This window comes from Pseudomonas sp. FG86, assembly GCF_057808775.1.
This window is the reverse complement of record NZ_JBMDIS010000006.1, coordinates 67,756-85,767: the sequence shown is the minus strand read 5'-3', so window position 1 is coordinate 85,767 and position 18,012 is coordinate 67,756. Positions and strand designations below refer to the sequence as shown.

Below are 18,012 nucleotides of genomic sequence, written 5' to 3'. Positions count from 1 at the left end.
ATTATCTTTTTTATTGGGGTCAGGCGGTCTGTTGCTGCGCTGATTGCGCGCGCGCGTCAGTGCGCTGGCTGCGAGGGTCCGTTGGCCCATAGACGGCAGCCGGTTCCGGGAACAGGCGAAGCAAGGTCAGGTACACCACCGAGGCCAGCCCCAGCGTCACCGGCAGGCTGATATCGATACCCTCGGCCAAGTTGCCCAGCGGCCCGACAAACTGCCCAGGCAAGTTGACGAAGCACAGGCCCACCAGCGCACTCGGGATCCAGGCCCCCAGCCCGCGCCAGTTCCAGCCATGGCTGAACCAGTAGCGGCCACCGGTTTCGCCGCGGGTGAACACCTGCAGGTCATCCGGGCAGTAGAAGCCTCGGCGTACGATCAGGCCGATGATCATCATCACCATCCACGGCGTGGTGCAGGTGATGATCAGCACGGCGAAGGTCGACACGCTTTGCACCAGGTTGGCGGCGAAACGTCCGATAAAGATGAAGGCAATCGACATCACCCCGATCAGCAGCGTGGCCTTGACCCGCGACAAAACGCGCGGAAACACGCTGGACATGTCCAGCCCGGTGCCATACAGCGACGTGGTGCCGGTGGACATGCCGCCGATCACTGCAATCAGGCACACCGGCAGGAAGAACCAGCTAGGTGCCACCGCCAGCAAGCCGCCGACATAGTTGTTGGCCGCGATGTAGTCCGGCGCCTTGATCGCCACGATGGTCGCGGTAGCCAGGCCGAACAGGAACGGAATCAAGGTGGCGATCTGCGCCAGGACCACGGCCAGCATGATCCGGCCCTTCGGGGTTTCCCGCGGGATATAGCGCGACCAGTCACCCAGGAATGCACCGAAGGAAATCGGGTTGCTCATGGCCACCAGCGCGGCGCCGATAAAGGCCGCCCAGAAACCGCTCTGGCCCATCGCGACGGTGCCGGCGAAGTGGCTGTCGAAGGTTGGCGCGAACGCGAAGATGCCCAGCAGGAACAGCAGGCTTGCCGCCCACACGGCAATGCGGTTGACCCACAGCATGAAGCGAAAGCCGTAGATGCACACCGTCAGCACGAGAATCGCGAATACGCCGTAGGCCAGGCCCAGGGTCAGGTCGGTTTCCGGCAGGCCGATCAGGCGTTTCGCACCACCGACCAGGGCATCACCGGAACTCCACACCGACAGTGAGAAGAACGCAATCGCGGTCAGCAATGACAAAAACGAACCGACAATTCGCCCATGCACGCCAAAGTGCGCGCCGGAAGACACGGCGTTATTGGTGCCATTGATCGGCCCGAACAGGCCCATGGGCGCCAAAATCACGGCCCCCACCAGCACGCCCAGCACAATCGCCCAGACCCCAGCCTGGAACGACAAGCCGAACAACACCGGAAAGGAACCCAGCACGGCGGTGGCAAAGGTATTGGCACCGCCGAAGATCAGGCGAAACAGATCCTTGGGCCCCGCGGTACGTTCGTGGTCCGGGATCTGTTCGACCCCGTTGGTTTCTATTTTGCGAATACTGTTGTCGTTGTTTTTATTATTCATGATCAGCTCCGATCACATTGGCTAAGGGGGCGGCAGCCCTTCCGGCATAGCGGACAAATGTTCGTGACAGGCCAGCCATAGGCCTTCTTGTTGTTCTGCGCGCAGCCCTTGCCGTTTGAAGACAATGGTCTCGCGTTCCTGGCTAAAAAATTGCTCCCCGTTCATGCGCAGCTCGGTGGCCACGTCATGCATGAAAATCGCCACGTCGCCTTGCAGGCTGACAAACGCGTTGCTCGAGGTGCAGGACAGCACTTCGAATCCCTCGTCCCGCCGCCAACTGTCCCACAACGCCTGGTAGGCATCGCGACTGAGCAGCGGCTGGGGGAGGGTGTAGAACACGAAGCTGGCATCGGTGCTGAACGCGCCGAAGTAAGCCTCGCGATCATTGCGCGCGAAGGCTGACACCAAGTCGGCCGCAGCTTTCAACACCTCATGGGCGCTCATCATCGATGGGCCACGCCGGGCAGTACGCAGAGCATTTCGTACAGCAGGTTGGCGCCCAGCAGCGAGGTGTTGCCGGTGGTGTCGTAGGGCGGCGAAACCTCGACCAGATCGCAACCAATCAGGTCGAGGCCCTGGCAACCACGGATGATCTCGATTGCCTGGATTGTGGTCAGCCCTCCAATTTCTGGAGTGCCGGTACCAGGTGCCCAGGCTGGGTCGATACCGTCGATGTCGAAACTCAGGTACACCGGGCCGCCACCGACTTTTTCGCGTACTTCGGCCATCAACGGTGCGAGGGAGTGGTGCCAGCATTCTTCGGCCTGGACCACCCGGAAGCCCTGCTTGCGGCTCCAGTTGAAGTCTTCGGCGGTGTAGCCCTGGGCACGCAGGCCGATCTGCACCACACGGTCACAATCGAGCAGGCCTTCTTCCACCGCGCGGCGGAAGGTGGTGCCGTGGGCGATTTTCTCGCCGAACATGTGGTCATTGACGTCAGCGTGGGCATCGATGTGCACCAGCCCGACCTTGCCGTGTTTCTTGTGGATCGCCCGCAGGATCGGCAGGGTGATGGTGTGGTCGCCACCCAGGGTCATGGGGATCACGTTGTGTTCGAGGATTTCGTCGTAGGCTTCTTCGATGATGCGCACGGCGTCGAGCAGGTTGAAGGTGTTGATCGCCACGTCGCCGATGTCGGCCACCGACAACGAATCGAACGGTGCGGCGCCGGTGGCCATGTTGTAAGGACGGATCATCACCGATTCGGCGCGGATTTCGCGCGGCCCGAAGCGGGTGCCGGCGCGCAACGACGTGCCGATGTCCAGCGGTACGCCGATAAACGCGGCGTCCAGGCCCTTGGCCGACTGTAGGTGGGGTAGTCGCATCATGGTGGCGATGCCGGCGAAGCGCGGCATTTCGTTGCCGCCCAGTGGTTGGTGGAAAATCTTGTCCACAGGATTGCCTCAGCGTTGTTTTGTTTATTAGGGGGCGATTCTGCGAAAAGCCAGGGGAGGGAAGAATCGCCAGGGGCAAATACTTAGTTCAGATTTTTCTAAACTAATGGCTGAGGTAGACTCTGACGATTCTTGTAGGTGCGAGATTGCTCCTACAGTTACCGCGTTTTTGGAGGCCCGATGGCCAACGCCTTGCCCGACCTGAAACTCCTGCGCATCTTCGTCAGCGTCGTGCGCCACCAGGGGTTCGCCAATGCCCAGCACGAACTCAACCTGTCCACCTCGGCCATCAGCACCTATATGAGCCAGTTGGAATCGGCGTTGGGCCTGGTGCTGTGTCATCGCGGCCGGGGCGGGTTCAGCCTGACCAGCAAGGGCGAGCTGTTCCACCAGGAAACCCTGCGCCTGCTCGGCGAACTGGAAGGCTTCGAGCAATACGCCGCCGCATTGAAGGGTGAGTTGCGCGGTACCCTCAAGCTCGGCGTGCTCGACTCTACCGTCAGCGACAAGGCCCTGCCGTTCGCCGAAGTCATCGGCGCCTATAGCCTGGAACACCCGGCGGTGCATTTGCATTTGTCGGTGATGAGCCCGTACGAACTGCAACTGGGCGTGCAGGACAATCGCCTCGACCTGGCCATCGGTGCCTTCTCCAATCGCATGAGCGGGCTGGTCTACATGCCGCTGTACCGCGAGCAACACTGGCTGTATTGCAGCACTCGCCACCCACTGTTCAACGAGCGGCGTATCCCCGAACAAGTGATTACCCAGCAACGCATGGTCGGGCGCGGCTACTGGAGCCAGGCGGAACTGGCGCGCCATGGTTTCAAGCACAGCGCCGCCACGGTGGAAAGTATGGAGGCACAGTTGATCCTGGTGCTGTCCGGCGCCTATATCGGCTACCTGCCCGAGCACTACGCCCAGGCCTGGGCTGACAAGGGTGACCTGCGCGTATTGCTGCCGGCGACCTTCGGCTACCAGGCGCCGTTCTCGATGATCATGCGCCGTGGCCGCAGTCGCGAACCGCTGATCCAGACCTTCCGCGATTTACTCAAAGCCCAGCTCAACCAGGCCTGAAGAACCATGTCCCGACCCCAATGTTCCCGCTGTCACAGGCCCGCCGCCCATTGCCTGTGCGCGCTGATCCCCCGCCTCGACAGCCGTACCCGTGTGTTGCTGTTGCAGCATCCGAGCGAGGTCAACCATGCGCTCAATACCGCGCGGCTGGCGGCGTTGGGTTTGAACAATGCGCAACTGGTGGTGGGGGAGGTCTTTGATGATCTGCCGACGCTATTGAGCCCGCCCGGCTATCAGGCGCGGCTGTTGTTCCCCGCCGACGATGCCCAGCCGCTGCAAGCCTATGCGCCCGACGATCAGCCGCTGTTGCTGGTGGTGCCCGATGGCACCTGGCGCAAGGCGCGCAAACTGCTGCACCTCAACCCTTTATTGGCGGCGTTGCCCCGGGTGACGCTGGTCGAGGGCGCCGTGTCCCGCTACCGATTACGCAAGGCGCCGGGGCCAGGGGCGTTGTCGACGGTGGAGGCGATTGTGCAGGCTTTGGAGGTGCTGGAGGCGCCGGTTTCGTTTGAGCCGTTGCTCAAGCCGTTTGATGCATTGATCGAAGGGCAGATTGCGGCGATGGGAGAGGAGGTCTTTCAGAAAAATCATGGCGACGGGTATTTGGGCTAGGCGGGTTATCGAGGTGCGGCTATCGGGGGCAAGCCCCCTCCCACATTCGACCGCATTCTCATGCTGGAACTCGGTCCAGTGTGGGAGGGGGCTTGCCCGATAGCGTCCACCCAGCCGCCACCTCCCTCGCTTATTCCTATAAGCCATAAGCACCACACTTTGCGTGATATGGCGCGCCTGGCTTTCCCGGTATGATGTTCGCCCCCGCAGTCTGGATTGCGAATACGCCATGACCTTGCAGTACCCTACAATCGCCGATTGCGTCGGCAATACGCCCCTGGTCCGCTTGCAACGCATGGCGGGTGAAACCAGCAATACCCTGTTGCTCAAGCTCGAAGGGAACAACCCGGCTGGTTCGGTCAAGGACCGCCCGGCGTTGTCGATGATCACTCGCGCCGAGCTGCGCGGGCAGATCAAGCCGGGCGATACCCTGATCGAAGCCACCTCGGGTAACACCGGGATTGCCCTGGCCATGGCCGCGGCGATCAAGGGCTACAAAATGGTGCTGATCATGCCCGACAACGGCAGCGCCGAGCGCAAGGCGGCGATGACCGCCTATGGCGCCGAGCTGGTGCTGGTCACCCAGGAAGAAGGCATGGAAGGTGCCCGCGACCTTGCCGAGCGCATGGCCGCCGAAGGCCGTGGCCAGGTACTGGACCAGTTCGCCAACGGTGATAACCCCGAAGCGCACTACACCACCACCGGCCCGGAAATCTGGCGCCAGACCCAAGGCACGATTACCCATTTCGTCAGCTCCATGGGCACTACCGGCACCATCATGGGCAACTCGCGCTACCTCAAGGAGCAGAATCCTGCGATCCAGATCATCGGCCTGCAACCGATGGAAGGCGCGGCGATCCCCGGTATCCGGCGCTGGCCCGAGGAGTATCTGCCGAAGATCTACAACGCTTCGCGCGTGGATCGCATCATCGACATGGCCCAGCGTGAAGCCGAAGACACCACCCGTCGCCTGGCCCGTGAAGAAGGTATCTTCTGCGGCGTGTCGTCCGGTGGGGCCGTGGCCGGCATGCTGCGCCTGTCCAAGGAAGTGGAAAACGCGGTGATCGTCGCGATCATCTGTGACCGAGGCGACCGTTACTTGTCGACCGGCATTTTCGACGAACCCAACTGATGGCCAAGCACGAGAGAGGCCTGCGCTTCCAACCGACGGGCGGCAGCCGGGCCCCGCAGATTCCTGTAGGCAAGAAGCAGCGCCTGACCATCGAGCGCCTGGCCAATGATGGCCGTGGCATCGTGTTCTTTGAGGGGCGCACTTGGTTCGTCAACGGCGCGTTGGCCGGCGAAGAGGTGGAAGCGCGGGTGCTGGGCGCCCACGGCAAGGTGGTCGAGGCGCGTACCGAGCGGGTGTTCAAGGCCAGCGAATTACGCCGCCCGGCACCGTGCGCGCACTTTGGCCGCTGCGGCGGTTGCAGCGTGCAGCACTTGCCCCATGACGAACAACTCGCCCTGAAACAGCGCATGCTCGCCGAGCAACTGTCCCGTGTGGCCGGTGTCGAACCGCAAGAATGGGCCGCGCCGTTGAGCGGGCCGGAGTTTGGCTATCGGCGTCGCGCCCGAGTGGCCGTGCGTTGGGATGCCAAGGCCAAGAAACTGGAAGTCGGTTTCCGCGCCGTGGCCAGCCAGGACATTGTCGCCATCGACGATTGCCCGGTGCTGGTACAGGCCTTGCAACCGATCATGCAGCGTCTGCCGAACATGCTGCGTCGCTTGAGCAAGCCTCAGGCATTGGGGCATGTGGAGGTGTTCAGCGGGTCGTCCAGCGCCGTGTTGCTGCGGCATATGGCGCCGTTGTCGGATGCGGACCTGCTGATCCTGAAAGAATTTTGTAACTTCCATGAAGCCCAGTTGTGGCTGCATGGCGAAGGCCAGCCGGAGCCTGTCGAGCCTGATCAGTCGCTGGGTTTTCGATTGGACGCATGGGACTTGGAGTTGGCTTACCGACCAGGGGATTTTGTCCAGGTCAACGCCGGGGTCAACGAGGCGATGGTCGCCCAGGCCCTGAACTGGCTGGCACCACAACCCGATGAGCGGGTGCTGGACCTGTTTTGCGGCCTGGGCAACTTCGCCCTGCCGCTGGCGAAACAGGTGCGCGAAGTGGTGGCGGTGGAAGGCGTGCAGGCCATGGTGGATCGGGCGGCACTCAACGCAGTCAGCAACAATTTGCATAATGTGCAGTTTTTTCAGGCCGATTTGTCCCAGCCTTTGAATGACGTGGAATGGGCCAAACAGGGCTTTTCTGCGGTACTCTTGGACCCACCCCGCGATGGTGCCCTGGAGGTTGTGCGCAAGCTCGCCACCCTGGGGGCCAAGCGCCTGGTGTATGTGTCCTGTAACCCGGCGACGCTGGCGCGGGACACGGTTGAGCTGGTCAAGCAAGGCTACCGGCTAAAACGTGCCGGGATCCTCGACATGTTTCCGCAGACAGCGCATGTCGAGGCCATGGCGTTATTTGAAGCGGGCTAGGATGCCCGTTTAATCCGACTGGCCTGCGATCTCCAAGGCCTATGACCTGCCACGGAGTTCGCAGTAAAAAGGTCGGCGATGATTCTGGCGCATCGAAGGTGCGTCGTAGGGAAGGTAAGCAAGATGGTACAGGTGAGAGCACACCAGCCGATCAACACCGACGGCAGTATCAATCTCGAGGCATGGCTGGATCATGCCGTCAGTGTCGACCCGGCACTGGACCGTGAAGCCTTGAAAGCAGCCTGCGAGTTCGCTCGTGAGTCTGAACAGCAAGACAATGCGGCCAAGAACCTGTGGGCGGAGGGCACTTCCAGCTTTCGTACCGGGTTGGAAATCGCTGAGATCCTCGCCGATCTCAAGCTGGACCAGGATTCGCTGATCGCCGCCGTGCTCTATCGCGGCGTGCGTGAAGGGCACATCCCGTTGGCTACCGTTGGCCAGCGCTTTGGTTCGGTGGTGGCCAAGCTGATCGACGGCGTGCTGCGCATGGCCGCCATCAGTGCCAGCCTCAGCCCGCGCCAATCGATGGTGCTGGGCACCCAGGGCCAGGTGGAAAACCTGCGCAAGATGCTGGTGGCGATGGTCGACGACGTGCGTGTCGCGCTGATCAAGCTGGCCGAACGTACCTGCGCGATCCGTGCGGTGAAGACCGCTGATGACGAGAAGCGCAACCGCGTCGCCCGCGAAGTCTTCGACATCTACGCGCCCCTGGCCCACCGCCTGGGTATCGGCCATATCAAGTGGGAGCTGGAGGATTTGTCCTTTCGCTACCTTGAGCCCGACCAATACAAACAAATTGCTACCCTGCTGCATGAGCGGCGGCTCGACCGTGAGCGCTTCATCACCGACGTAATGGGCCAATTGCGGGCCGAGTTGCAGGCCACGGGTGTGGATGCCGACATCAGTGGCCGCGCCAAGCATATCTATTCGATCTGGCGCAAAATGCAGCGCAAGGGCCTGGCCTTCAGCCAGATCTACGATGTGCGTGCAGTGCGCGTGCTGGTGCCGGAAATGCGCGATTGCTACACCGCGCTGGGGATCGTCCACACCCTGTGGCGGCACATCCCCAAGGAATTCGACGACTACATCGCCAACCCCAAGGAAAACGGCTATCGCTCGCTGCATACGGCGGTGATTGGCCCCGAGGGCAAGGTGCTGGAAGTGCAGATCCGCACCCATGCCATGCACGAAGAGGCAGAGCTGGGTGTATGCGCGCATTGGCGCTACAAGGGCACCGACGTCAAGGCCGGGTCCAACCAGTACGAGGAGAAAATCTCCTGGCTGCGCCAAGTGCTGGAGTGGCACGAAGAACTCGGCGATATCGGCGGCCTGGCCGAACAGCTGCGCGTGGATATCGAGCCGGACCGGGTCTATATCTTCACCCCCGACGGCCACGCCATTGACTTGCCCAAAGGCGCCACGCCGCTGGACTTTGCCTACCGCGTACACACCGAAATCGGCCACAACTGCCGTGGCGCCAAGATCAACGGGCGCATCGTACCGCTCAACTACAGCCTGCAGACCGGTGAACAGGTCGAGATCATCACCAGCAAGCACGGTACGCCGAGCCGCGACTGGCTGAACCCGAACCTGGGCTACATCACCACGTCGCGGGCGCGGGCGAAGATCGTCCACTGGTTCAAATTGCAGGCGCGCGACCAGAACGTCGCCGCCGGCAAGACCCTGCTCGAACGTGAATTGGCGCGCCTCGGCCTGCCCCAGGTGGACTTCGACAAGCTGGCCGAGAAGGCCAACATGAAGGTCGCCGAAGACATGTTCGCCGCCCTCGGTGCCGGCGACCTGCGCCTGGCGCAACTGGTCAACCTGGCCCAGCAGTTGGTGGAGCCGGAGCGTGGCAACGAGCAACTGGAGCTCATCCCGCGCAAGGCCACCGGCTACAAGCCTGGCAAACGTGGCGATATCCAGATCCAGGGCGTGGGCAACCTGCTGACGCAAATTGCCGGTTGCTGCCAGCCTCTGCCGGGCGACGCCATCGTCGGCTACATCACCCAGGGCCGTGGCGTGAGCATTCACCGCCAGGACTGCGCCTCGGTGCTGCAACTGGGCGGGCGCGAGCCGGAGCGGATTATCCAGGTCAGTTGGGGCCCGGTGCCGGTGCTCACCTACCCGGTGGACATCATCATCCGCGCCTACGACCGTTCCGGTTTGCTGCGTGACGTCTCGCAAGTGCTGCTCAACGAGCGGATCAACGTGCTGGCGGTCAACACCCGCTCGAATAAAGAGGACAACACGGCGTTGATGTCCCTGACCATCGAGATCCCGGGGCTGGACGCGTTGGGGCGGTTGCTGGGGCGGATTTCCCAGTTGCCGAACATCATTGAGACGCGGCGCAACCGTACCCCATGAACATCTGGATGAACACAGTCTGAAATGTGGGAGGGGGCTTGCCCCCGAAAGCGGAGTGTCAGGTACCAGATTCTTGGTTGACCCACCGCAATCGGGGGCAAGCCCCCTCCCACATTTGATCGGCGGTGTTCATACCTGATCGGAAATAGAATGATGTATTCACTTGAAGACCTGCTGCACCTGATGAGCCGCCTGCGAGACCCGCAATACGGGTGCCCGTGGGATATCAAGCAAACCTACGCCACCATTGTCCCGCACACCCTGGAAGAGGCCTACGAAGTGGCCGACGCCATCGAGCGCGGCGATTTCGATCATCTGCAAGGTGAGTTGGGCGACCTGTTGTTCCAGGTGGTGTATTACAGCCAACTGGCGCGGGAAGAGGGGCGTTTCGAATTTGCCGGGGTGATCGACAGCATCACGCGCAAGCTGATTCGCCGTCATCCCCATGTGTTCCCGACCGGCGATCTGTATGCGCCACTGGATATTCCTCAACTGAGCGAAGAACAGGTAAAGGAACGCTGGGAGCAGATCAAGGCCGAGGAGCGTGCGGAAAAATCCGACGCGCCAGAGCAACTGTCCTTGCTCGACGATGTGCCGACGGCCTTGCCGTCCTTGTCCCGTGCCGCCAAATTGCAGAAGCGCGCCAGCCAGGTCGGTTTCGACTGGCCGGCGGCCTTGCCGGTGGTGGATAACGTGCGCGAAGAGTTGGACGAAGTGCTCGAAGCCATGGCCGATAACGATCCGGTGGCCATCGCCGATGAAGTCGGTGACCTGCTGTTTGCGGCGGTCAACCTGGCTCGTCACCTCAAGGTCGACCCGGAAACCGCCTTGCGCGGCGCCAATTCCAAATTCGAGCGACGTTTCCGATTTATCGAACAGGCATTGCGCGATACGCGCCAATCCATGGAAGATTGCACCCTCGAAGAGTTGGACGCCCTGTGGGGCGAAGCCAAACGCCAGGAAAAGAACGTGTCCAGCTGCGGTTGAGCAGTTGCCTAAGTGAGTAAGCACCATGAGCCTTTCCCTTCGCGACCAGTTGCTTAAAGCAGGTCTGGTCAACCAAAAGCAGGCCAAGCAGGTCGGCAAAGAGAAACAGAAACAGCAGCGCCTGGTCCACAAGGGGCAGGCCGAGGCCGATGACACCCAGGCGCGCCTGGCCCAGGAAGCGATGGCCGAGAAGGTCAAGCGTGACCAGGAGTTGAACCGTCAGCAACAGGAAAAAGCCGAGGCCAAGGCCCGTACGGCCCAGGTCAAGCAACTGATCGAGACCTCGCGCCTCCCCAAGCTGACCACCGAGGACTACTACAACTTCGTGGATGACAAGAAGGTCAAGCGCCTGTCGGTCAATACGTTGATGCGCAACAAGCTGAGCAACGGCTCCCTGGCGATCGTGCATCACGGTGGCGGCTATGAGGTGATCCCGCGCGAAGCGGCGCTGAAGATCCAGGAGCGCGCACCGGAGCGTATCGTGCAGCTCAATATCCTCACCGAAAGCCAGGTGCCGGACGAGGACGATCCGTATGCGGCCTATCAGATTCCTGATGATCTGATGTGGTAAGGCTGTAAAACAACAAACCCCGCTCAAAAGGCGGGGTTTGTGTTTTAGCGCGCAGCGTCAGGTGGTTACCAATCCACGGCGTAACTCATGCTGAAGGTGCGACCCTCGGCATTCGGGTAAGGCGCGCGGGCGTTGGCCTGGGCGAACATGTTCTGGTAGTTGCGGTTGCTGAGGTTGTACACCGCACCTTCCAGGCGACCCACCGGCAGTCTCACGGAACCCAGCAGGTCGACCAGCGTGTAGCCTTGGATATCGCGGCCGTTGTTGTCTTTGAACGCCGCGTCGTAGTCGGCCAGGCGCATGCCTTGCAAGCGCACGCTGTAGTCGCCGCGGTCATAGCCAACAAAGGCCGTCGTCTTGGCGGGGGCAATACGTGTCGCCGGCAAGTCGATCCATTGTCCATTCTGGCGAGTTTCGCCTTTGGCGTAAGCGTAAGTCCCACCCACCGACCATTGATCGGTGACGTTGTACGTCAGGCTGGTTTCGATGCCGCGCACGCGCTCTTTCTGGTTTACCAGGCGCAACACACGATCATTGGCATCGTAGAACTGAGTGACATCCGAGGTGTTTTCATACGCGGTGACGTTCGCCAGCCACTTGTCCCAATTCCCACGCCAGCCCAGCTCGTAGCTGTCGACCTTCAGGGCCTGGGCATTCAGTTTTTGAATGTCGTAAGTGCTGCTGACGTCGCGCAGGAAGCGCTGGATGTCCGGCAGGGAAAAGCCCTGGCTGAAGTTGACGAATACATCCTGGTTTTCGCTCAGGTGGTACACCGCCCCGAGGTTGTAGAGGGTGTCATCGTATTTGAGGGTGCCCCCTGGCAGGGTCGCGCGATTACCGGTCTGGACGATTTCGCCGTACGCAATGCTGTCGGCAATGTCGCTTTCGATCCACTCGCGACGTACACCGCCACGCAGGGTCCAGTCATCGATGTCGTAGGACAGTTGGCCAAAAATAGCTTTGGTGGTGGTCTGGATGTCCGGCCCCAGTTCGAACGTGGTACCGGTCTTGGTGTAGGTGAGGCCGTTGACCCGGTACTGGTCGCCACGCTGACGTGAGGTTTCATGATCATAATCGGCACCCCACACCAGGTTGCCGGTCGCCGTGCCAATGTCCGGCATTGGCGTGTCGATGGCCGCTCGCAGGCCGTAAACATCTTGCACGCTGTTGTTGTCGGACACGCCCGCGCGGCCCCTGGACAGGTCGGGGAAGAACAGCGCGTCGGCACGCCGCCAATAACTTTCGACCTGCAGGCTTTGGCCGTAGAAATCCTGATCGGCGTAATTGAGGTTTACTGCCTGGTTGTGGGTGAACGGTTGATCGTCCAGGTCCAGGCCTTTTACCGCGACTGCGGTGTTGGTGACGCGTGGATTCTTGGTGTAACGCGTGTCTTGTTCGTCCTTGTAGTCTTGCAGGGACAGCGTGATTTTCTTGTCGTCATCCAGCTCGTAGCCGAAGCGACCTTGCAGGTCGTAGGTGTCGGTGTCCATGTTGCTGCCCTGGGACGTGTCCTGGGGAATGCGCTTGCCGTTACCGTCGAACTGGTCGTTGCGTTGCACAGCGTTGGCCGAGAGATACCAATCCACCGGGCCACTGCGGCCCGTGGCGCTTTGGAACGCTTCGTAGGAGAAACCTTTATGGCTGAAGTTGTTGCCGGTGGTCATGCCGATCTTGCTGCTCAACGCCAGCTCTTCACCTTTGTTGCGCTTGGTGATGATGTTGATGATGCCGCCTGACGCGCCCGCACCGTAGACACTGCTGGCACCGGAAATGACTTCGATACGCTCGATGCTTTCCGGCGCGACGCTGTTGAGCTGGCGGAAGTTGTCACGTGTGGCGTTCTGGGATACCCCGTCGATCAGGATCAGGGTATTGCGCCCACGAAGCGTCTGGCCGAAGTTGCTCATGCCGCCGCTGGAAGGGGCGATGCCTGGTACCAGTTGCCCGAGGATGTCTGCAACCCGGCGACCGGCACCCGCTTGCTGGCGGATCTGCTCTTCGCTGATCACCTGCACCGAGCCGGGGATCGCCGCGATGCTGGTTTCACTGCGGGTGGCCGACACGACCGTGGCCTGCAGTTGCAGGTTGGTGGGTGCGGCTTGCGTACCTTCGCTCTCATCGGCCCAGGCGGGCACGCTTATCGACCCTAGAAGCGGCAGCAGAACTGCCAGTTGCGATTTGTTCATGACCTTGCCTTTCAGTTGTTAGAAGTATTGACAGAAAAACCGGATGTCTCGGGTGTTCGGGTGAACGAACGAATCGCGCGGATGCCCAGGGCGGCCAAGGCGTACGTGAGTGCCACCAGCCAGAAGCTGTGCGCCAGGCCCACGATGCCCATGCCGATACCGCCGATCAGCGCGCCACACAGCGCACCGGCTTTGGCGGCGCTGTTGCCCAGGCCCAGGGCAAAGCCCTGCTGGCTGGGCGCAACGGTGTTGGCGATCAATGTGTAGGCGACTGGCAGCAATGCACCCTGCCAAACGCCCCACAGGAGCCGGCTGGCGAGGAATCCCAGCCATTCGCTGGCCAGTGCCGTAAACGCCAGCGTCAAGGCACAGGACCACGTGACCCACTCGATGATGCGCAGCGTGTGCGCCGGTTGATGGCGGTCGAACAGGCGCCCCCATAACGGTGCGGACAGCGCCAGGGTCAGTGCGCTGGCGGCATAGCTGGCACCGATCAGCCACGCAGGAGCGTGTAGCACGTCGGCGACGTACAAGGCGTAAAACGGCTGGGGCATCATCTTGGCCGCCTGGATCAACACGATGATTCCCAGCATCGCACCGAGCCAGCCTTTGGGCAGCGCGGTCGGCGTTGCGCTGCGTGTTGGTCGTGATCGTGGTGCGTCGGTGGGCAAGAACAGGCTGATCACCGCGCACAACACGCACACCGCCGTGGCGCTGTAGCACAGCAGTGCAAAGCCCGAGACATCCATCAACCAGCCGCCCAACACCGGTCCGGCCAGCGAGCCCACGGCGGTCGCCGATTGCAGTCGAGCCAGAATGTGCCCGCGCCCGCCGTCGCCGCAGCAGGCCAGTGCATAGGCTTGCGCCGCGGCGATAAAACCGGCCAGTGCCCCTTGCGCGACCCTGATTGCCACGAGCAGCCAAGGATCGAAGGTCACGGCGGCCAGGCCCTGGCACACCGCCAACGCCAGCAACGCCCGGATGATCATTGGCTTGTGCCCGGTGCGGTCACCCAGTCGCCCCCACATGGGGGTCAGGATCATCGCCGCCATCATCGGCCCTGCGTACACCAGCGAGGACAGCAGGCCGGTGTATTGGGCATTGGCGACGCCGAGCAGCTTCTGGATTTGCAGCGGCCAGAAAGGTCCACTCATTTCCATGGCGCCCATCGACACCAACTGAATCACTACCAGCAGCCGCAGTGCGGTGTTGTTAGCCGGCATTGGCGGCGGCGCTCAGCGGGTTCGGCAAACGCCCGACGATATCGGCATGGCTCTCCAGCAGACGCATGCGCATGAACGACTTGGCTGGCCAGTCCTGCTCCAGCAACGCTTTGCGCTCGGTCTCCCAGCGCTGTGGTTCGACCTCGTTGCGCAAGTCGTCGAAGCACTGGCTGACCTGTGTCGACAGTTCGTTCCAGAGCAGCACTTCGGGCACGTCGAAGTGGCGTGCGCTGAGCAACACGAGTTCGCCCAGGTGGCACATGAATACGGTGTGCAGCAGTTTGTCGCGCACGAACCCGGCATCGTCGTACAGGGTCATTTTGGGATCGTGCAGTTCGATGTCCAGGCTATGGGCGTGCAAGGTCTTGCGGTCGATCCGGATATCACCGAAATCACGCAAGAGCAGGCGGCTCAACTGCCCGTCAGCCGCCATGACCATGAAGGAGTTCTGCTGATGAGCTTCGAAGGCCACGCCATAACGTAAATACATGCCCAGCAGCGCCGGTACGGCAATCGCGGCGTAGTCCCGAAAGAACGCGAGCAGGGCAGCTGTGTCGTCCTTGCCTTGGCTCAGTCGCACCCATTGGCGCAGCAGCGGCTGCCCGTGCTGGTCGATCGCGAACAGGCTGCCGACCGGCACGGCCATTTCACCCGGTTGGAGCAGGCTCTGGGGGGCGTCACGGTACAGTACGGCCAGGTGGCGGGAGTGTTCATCATTGGCCGGTTGCGGCTTGAAATGCACGCCGATCCGCTCGGGGACGATGCTGAGGATCTGCTGGATCGAAGGCTCGCGCTCGAGGATCGTCTGCAGCAGGTGGCTGATCCGTGGGCCCATGCGCGCCGAACGTGGCGAAACAGTGCGCTGCACACTGGTCAGGCGCAGTGAAACCGGAAGTTTCACCATCGGTGCGTTGCACCGGCCTTCAGGCAGCACGGTCCTGAACGACATGGTCGGGTGGGCGGTGAACGCAACGATATCGGTCAGCACCAACAACCGGTCTCCAATTTCGTTGGCGAACAATTGCGGTAACTCTTGGCGGGCCTGCCAAGGGTGAGCCGGCAGCGGCAGATAATCGCCAGCCTCAAGGCCTTGAGCGGTCAACTGCGCCGTCAGCTGCCGGGCGGCCTGGGGGAAATGATGTTGCCACCATTGCCAGTAATCCGCGGTGCCCGCCAGCCTTTCCACATGGGCGAATTGGCGATGCAGGGCGCACAGGAACACCGGAAAACGGGCTTCGAATTCCGGTGAGAAATCGATGACCTGGTGGGTATTCAAACCCAGTTTGGTCTTGTAGTTGGGGTGCCAGGGATGGCCCAGCGTGCCCCATTGCTCAAGCGTGGAGGTCGGATTGGTCACACTGGGGTCATGCTTGAGGTGGCTCAAAAGGTTGCTTTGGTGCATCGGGTCCATTGCCGCATGGAGCTTGAGTGTCCATTGCTCATGAAAGGCGAGGCACAGCGTATCGTTGACAAAGCTGTCGTCGATTTCGGTGTTGAGGCGGCCCAGGACCTCCGGGTCGGCAGGTGATTCGAGACTGCTGTTGAGCAGCGTCAGTAGCTGCGACGGGAACTGAATATTCAGGTCAGGATGATCATCACGCAGCAGGGTGACCCGGCCACGCACGTCCCAGCTGGCCATGCGGCCGGGGAGCAGGTGATCGAAACGCAGGCGGCTCTGGTCAGGCAGCGCGAGCCAGCAGTGTCCGTGTTCGTCATAGGTGCGGGTGCTGGGGGCCAGCAGGCCTTCACGAAACAGTGCTTGGATCAAACGTTGAAAGCTACGCTCGGCGGCGGGGGCCAGGGCGTTGATCAGAGCGTCGAGGGTGATGTTGTTAGCCTGAAATTGCGGGGTAGCAAGTGCTTCGCTCCAACGTTCAAGCAACAATTGTTCTGGGGTACGGCTGTGTCCGCGCATCAAGTGGAGTTCCCTATCCGTGAGCCTGAGTGAAAAGCGGCTGAATGGTATCGAGAACTATTACCAATTGTCTATTTATTGTTACTTTTTTGCTGAAAGGTTTATTCAGAGGCTCGGGGGGAGAGGTGGGGCGCGAACGATTCGGGTGGTCAAAAGCAAGGCAAGGGGCGTCGAGGCCTGTGTAAAGGGCTGCTTCAACGTTGTGATAGGGGTGTGCGGGAGGTGGGCTGGGGCGGCGTGAAATATGTATTTTTCAATACAGTTGTCGAGGCTGAGGCAAAGACGGTCACGATTAAAAACGGCAAACCCCGCTCAATGGCGGGGTCTGTCGTGTGTAGACGGCCTGGCTGCGTGGGCCGGCGCCTACTTGATTTCAGTGTTTCAGGAGCTCTGGGCCTGGCGTTTCATTTCAAGCGATTCGAGCTCGTTTTTATAATTATGAGCGTCGCTCTCGTTGTGAAACATGCCGACCAGCAGGTCTTGTTGGTGGACATCCCAGATGTGAATCCCATGGCCCAGCGCTTCGTGGGACATATGTTCGTCGTCGCGTTCAGTCACTTTTACAGTCATCTGCTTGCTCCAATCTCTGGTTGATCTGCGGCAAGTCGTCGCAGGCCTTTGTTATATGTTTTGTTAGCTTGCTAAGTAAACTGATTTTCCCTGCAACAATTAATTGCAGGAAACGCAACAATCCCGCAGGCCCCGTAAACCGCGACATTGCGTCGCAGGGCGCTGGGTTTTATGACAAAAGTTTCATGTCTGGGTCAGGCTTTGACTGCTTTATTGACCCAGCCGCCCGCCATCGGAGGCAAGCCCCCTCCCACATTTGGAATGCGTTCCCAGTGGAGGAGGGCGCTTGCCCCCGATGGCGATAGCGGCCCGGCGTGAAAAGCCAGGCGAAAAAAAGCCCCGCATCAACGAGGCTCCTTTATTGAACATCAGCTCATCAGCTGCCTTTGACAGACTTGCCGTCAACGGTGCCATCTTGCAGCATGATGTTGTATTCCTTGCCGTCGGTTTCCACCTGGCGCAGGGCGACCAGAAGGCCGCCCCAGTCCTTGGCGAACCACATCTGGGTGATGCGCTTGCTTTGGGTTGGGTCACGCACTCGCTCGACCTTGATCGCGTCGATGGAGCCGGCTTTGGTCTGGACTTTTTCCGGGCCGATCACGCGGAAGTCGTAGGTGTCGACATCGGTGCCTTCAACCACGTTGTAGCTCATGCTTTTCTTGCCGGCAGCGACATCCCGCTGCAGGGCCAACTGGTAGGTCGACTTATCAAGCATGCCGCTTTGCAGGGGCACGTTGACCGGGTCCTTGTTTTCAAAACCGGTGACTTTCTTGGTCGTCTGGTCGAAGTCCAGGTTGATCTTCTTCGCCCTGCCCAAGCCACCCCGTTCGAAGGTGTAGCTCTTGGGTTGCAGGGTGTCCTTGTCAAACAGGATCACGCTGGTCTCGGTCAGGCTGGCGATCATCATGGACGCCTTGAAGTTCAAGGTCCAGGAGCCGTCGCCGTTCTTGGTCAGGCTGCGTTCGGCCGAACCACTCATGGGCAACTGTTTCCAGTCGGCGGTGTAGCTGGCGGAGAACGGGTGTAGGTCTGCCGCTTGCACGGCGGGCAAGGCGAACAGCGCAAAAGCGAAGAGCAAGGCGCGACGCATAAAATCTC

The 18,012-nt window shown here is 61.0% G+C and carries 15 protein-coding genes; 7 read left to right on the top strand and 8 right to left on the bottom strand.

All coding sequences use genetic code 11. The features are described from left to right. Positions 1–19: 19 nt before the first annotated feature. From ACODSV_RS05980 to speB, 3 genes are read right to left on the bottom strand one after another with little or no spacing between them, the layout of a single operon-like run. Complete coding sequence (locus ACODSV_RS05980; RefSeq protein ID WP_150055398.1) at positions 20–1,531, bottom strand: purine-cytosine permease family protein; 1,512 nt, start codon at positions 1,529–1,531, stop codon at positions 20–22. A 21-nt stretch (positions 1,532–1,552) separates the two neighbouring features. Continuing rightward, a complete protein-coding gene (locus tag ACODSV_RS05975; protein WP_150055403.1) occupies positions 1,553–1,975 on the bottom strand; it encodes a YybH family protein in 423 nt (140 codons plus the stop codon). Beyond that, positions 1,975–2,925, bottom strand: coding sequence for an agmatinase (speB, locus tag ACODSV_RS05970; RefSeq protein WP_017845302.1), 951 nt, complete (start codon positions 2,923–2,925; stop codon positions 1,975–1,977). Before speB ends, ACODSV_RS05975 begins: the two co-directional genes overlap by 1 nt. Before the next feature lie 180 nt (positions 2,926–3,105). Between speB and ACODSV_RS05965 the strand changes: the two genes are divergently transcribed. The 7 genes from ACODSV_RS05965 to ACODSV_RS05935 all read left to right on the top strand — a co-directional run bounded on the left by ACODSV_RS05965 (position 3,106) and on the right by ACODSV_RS05935 (position 11,020). Then, complete coding sequence (locus ACODSV_RS05965) at positions 3,106–3,999, top strand: LysR family transcriptional regulator (protein ID WP_024076785.1); 894 nt, start codon at positions 3,106–3,108, stop codon at positions 3,997–3,999. Between the two features lie 6 nt (positions 4,000–4,005). Beyond that, positions 4,006–4,611, top strand: coding sequence for a tRNA-uridine aminocarboxypropyltransferase (locus tag ACODSV_RS05960; protein WP_150055397.1), 606 nt, complete (start codon positions 4,006–4,008; stop codon positions 4,609–4,611). A 229-nt stretch (positions 4,612–4,840) separates the two neighbouring features. Then, entirely contained in the window at positions 4,841–5,743 is a 903-nt protein-coding gene (gene cysM, locus ACODSV_RS05955) for a cysteine synthase CysM (RefSeq protein WP_024076783.1), read from the top strand. Beyond that, positions 5,743–7,095 (top strand): 23S rRNA (uracil(1939)-C(5))-methyltransferase RlmD, encoded by a 1,353-nt coding sequence (gene rlmD / locus ACODSV_RS05950; protein WP_150055724.1) that lies wholly within the window; start codon positions 5,743–5,745, stop codon positions 7,093–7,095. The genes cysM and rlmD overlap by 1 nt, the downstream gene beginning before the upstream one ends. 123 nt (positions 7,096–7,218) lie before the next feature. Continuing rightward, the gene (gene relA, locus ACODSV_RS05945) at positions 7,219–9,462 is read left to right on the top strand and encodes a GTP diphosphokinase (protein ID WP_024076781.1); all 2,244 of its coding nucleotides are present in this window, start codon (positions 7,219–7,221) and stop codon (positions 9,460–9,462) included. A gap of 153 nt (positions 9,463–9,615) precedes the next feature. Then, on the top strand, positions 9,616–10,449 hold the full coding sequence (mazG, locus tag ACODSV_RS05940) for a nucleoside triphosphate pyrophosphohydrolase (RefSeq protein WP_150055431.1): 834 nt from the start codon (positions 9,616–9,618) through the stop codon (positions 10,447–10,449). Positions 10,450–10,474: 25 nt separating this feature from the next. Continuing rightward, positions 10,475–11,020 (top strand): DUF2058 domain-containing protein, encoded by a 546-nt coding sequence (locus tag ACODSV_RS05935; protein WP_024076779.1) that lies wholly within the window; start codon positions 10,475–10,477, stop codon positions 11,018–11,020. A 65-nt stretch (positions 11,021–11,085) separates the two neighbouring features. On the opposite strand, the gene ACODSV_RS05930 is transcribed toward ACODSV_RS05935, so the two are convergent. From ACODSV_RS05930 to ACODSV_RS05910, 5 genes are all read right to left on the bottom strand, one after another. Further along, on the bottom strand, positions 11,086–13,206 hold the full coding sequence (locus tag ACODSV_RS05930) for a TonB-dependent receptor (protein ID WP_024076778.1): 2,121 nt from the start codon (positions 13,204–13,206) through the stop codon (positions 11,086–11,088). An 11-nt stretch (positions 13,207–13,217) separates the two neighbouring features. Continuing rightward, positions 13,218–14,429, bottom strand: a complete 1,212-nt coding sequence (locus tag ACODSV_RS05925; RefSeq protein ID WP_150296112.1) for an MFS transporter — start codon at positions 14,427–14,429, stop codon at positions 13,218–13,220. Beyond that, positions 14,419–16,344: an IucA/IucC family protein gene (locus ACODSV_RS05920; protein WP_150055429.1), complete on the bottom strand. Its 1,926-nt coding sequence runs from the start codon at positions 16,342–16,344 to the stop codon at positions 14,419–14,421. Before ACODSV_RS05920 ends, ACODSV_RS05925 begins: the two co-directional genes overlap by 11 nt. 381 nt (positions 16,345–16,725) lie before the next feature. Next, positions 16,726–16,914 carry a hypothetical protein gene (locus ACODSV_RS05915; protein WP_003175379.1) on the bottom strand — a complete coding sequence of 63 codons (189 nt, stop codon included), beginning with the start codon at positions 16,912–16,914 and terminating at the stop codon, positions 16,726–16,728. A gap of 376 nt (positions 16,915–17,290) precedes the next feature. Then, on the bottom strand, positions 17,291–18,004 hold the full coding sequence (locus tag ACODSV_RS05910; RefSeq protein WP_024076775.1) for a DUF3108 domain-containing protein: 714 nt from the start codon (positions 18,002–18,004) through the stop codon (positions 17,291–17,293). Between the last annotated feature and the right edge of the window lie 8 nt (positions 18,005–18,012).

Coding starts and splice junctions, on each gene's coding strand:
- ACODSV_RS05980 (WP_150055398.1), bottom strand. CDS start 1,531: ATGAATAATAAAAACAACGACAACAGTATTCGCAAAATAGAAACCAAC.
- ACODSV_RS05975 (WP_150055403.1), bottom strand. CDS start 1,975: ATGAGCGCCCATGAGGTGTTGAAAGCTGCGGCCGACTTGGTGTCAGCC.
- ACODSV_RS05965 (WP_024076785.1), top strand. CDS start 3,106: ATGGCCAACGCCTTGCCCGACCTGAAACTCCTGCGCATCTTCGTCAGC.
- ACODSV_RS05960 (WP_150055397.1), top strand. CDS start 4,006: ATGTCCCGACCCCAATGTTCCCGCTGTCACAGGCCCGCCGCCCATTGC.
- cysM (WP_024076783.1), top strand. CDS start 4,841: ATGACCTTGCAGTACCCTACAATCGCCGATTGCGTCGGCAATACGCCC.
- rlmD (WP_150055724.1), top strand. CDS start 5,743: ATGGCCAAGCACGAGAGAGGCCTGCGCTTCCAACCGACGGGCGGCAGC.
- relA (WP_024076781.1), top strand. CDS start 7,219: ATGGTACAGGTGAGAGCACACCAGCCGATCAACACCGACGGCAGTATC.
- mazG (WP_150055431.1), top strand. CDS start 9,616: ATGTATTCACTTGAAGACCTGCTGCACCTGATGAGCCGCCTGCGAGAC.
- ACODSV_RS05935 (WP_024076779.1), top strand. CDS start 10,475: ATGAGCCTTTCCCTTCGCGACCAGTTGCTTAAAGCAGGTCTGGTCAAC.
- ACODSV_RS05930 (WP_024076778.1), bottom strand. CDS start 13,206: ATGAACAAATCGCAACTGGCAGTTCTGCTGCCGCTTCTAGGGTCGATA.
- ACODSV_RS05925 (WP_150296112.1), bottom strand. CDS start 14,429: ATGCCGGCTAACAACACCGCACTGCGGCTGCTGGTAGTGATTCAGTTG.
- ACODSV_RS05920 (WP_150055429.1), bottom strand. CDS start 16,344: ATGCGCGGACACAGCCGTACCCCAGAACAATTGTTGCTTGAACGTTGG.
- ACODSV_RS05915 (WP_003175379.1), bottom strand. CDS start 16,914: ATGACTGTAAAAGTGACTGAACGCGACGACGAACATATGTCCCACGAA.
- ACODSV_RS05910 (WP_024076775.1), bottom strand. CDS start 18,004: ATGCGTCGCGCCTTGCTCTTCGCTTTTGCGCTGTTCGCCTTGCCCGCC.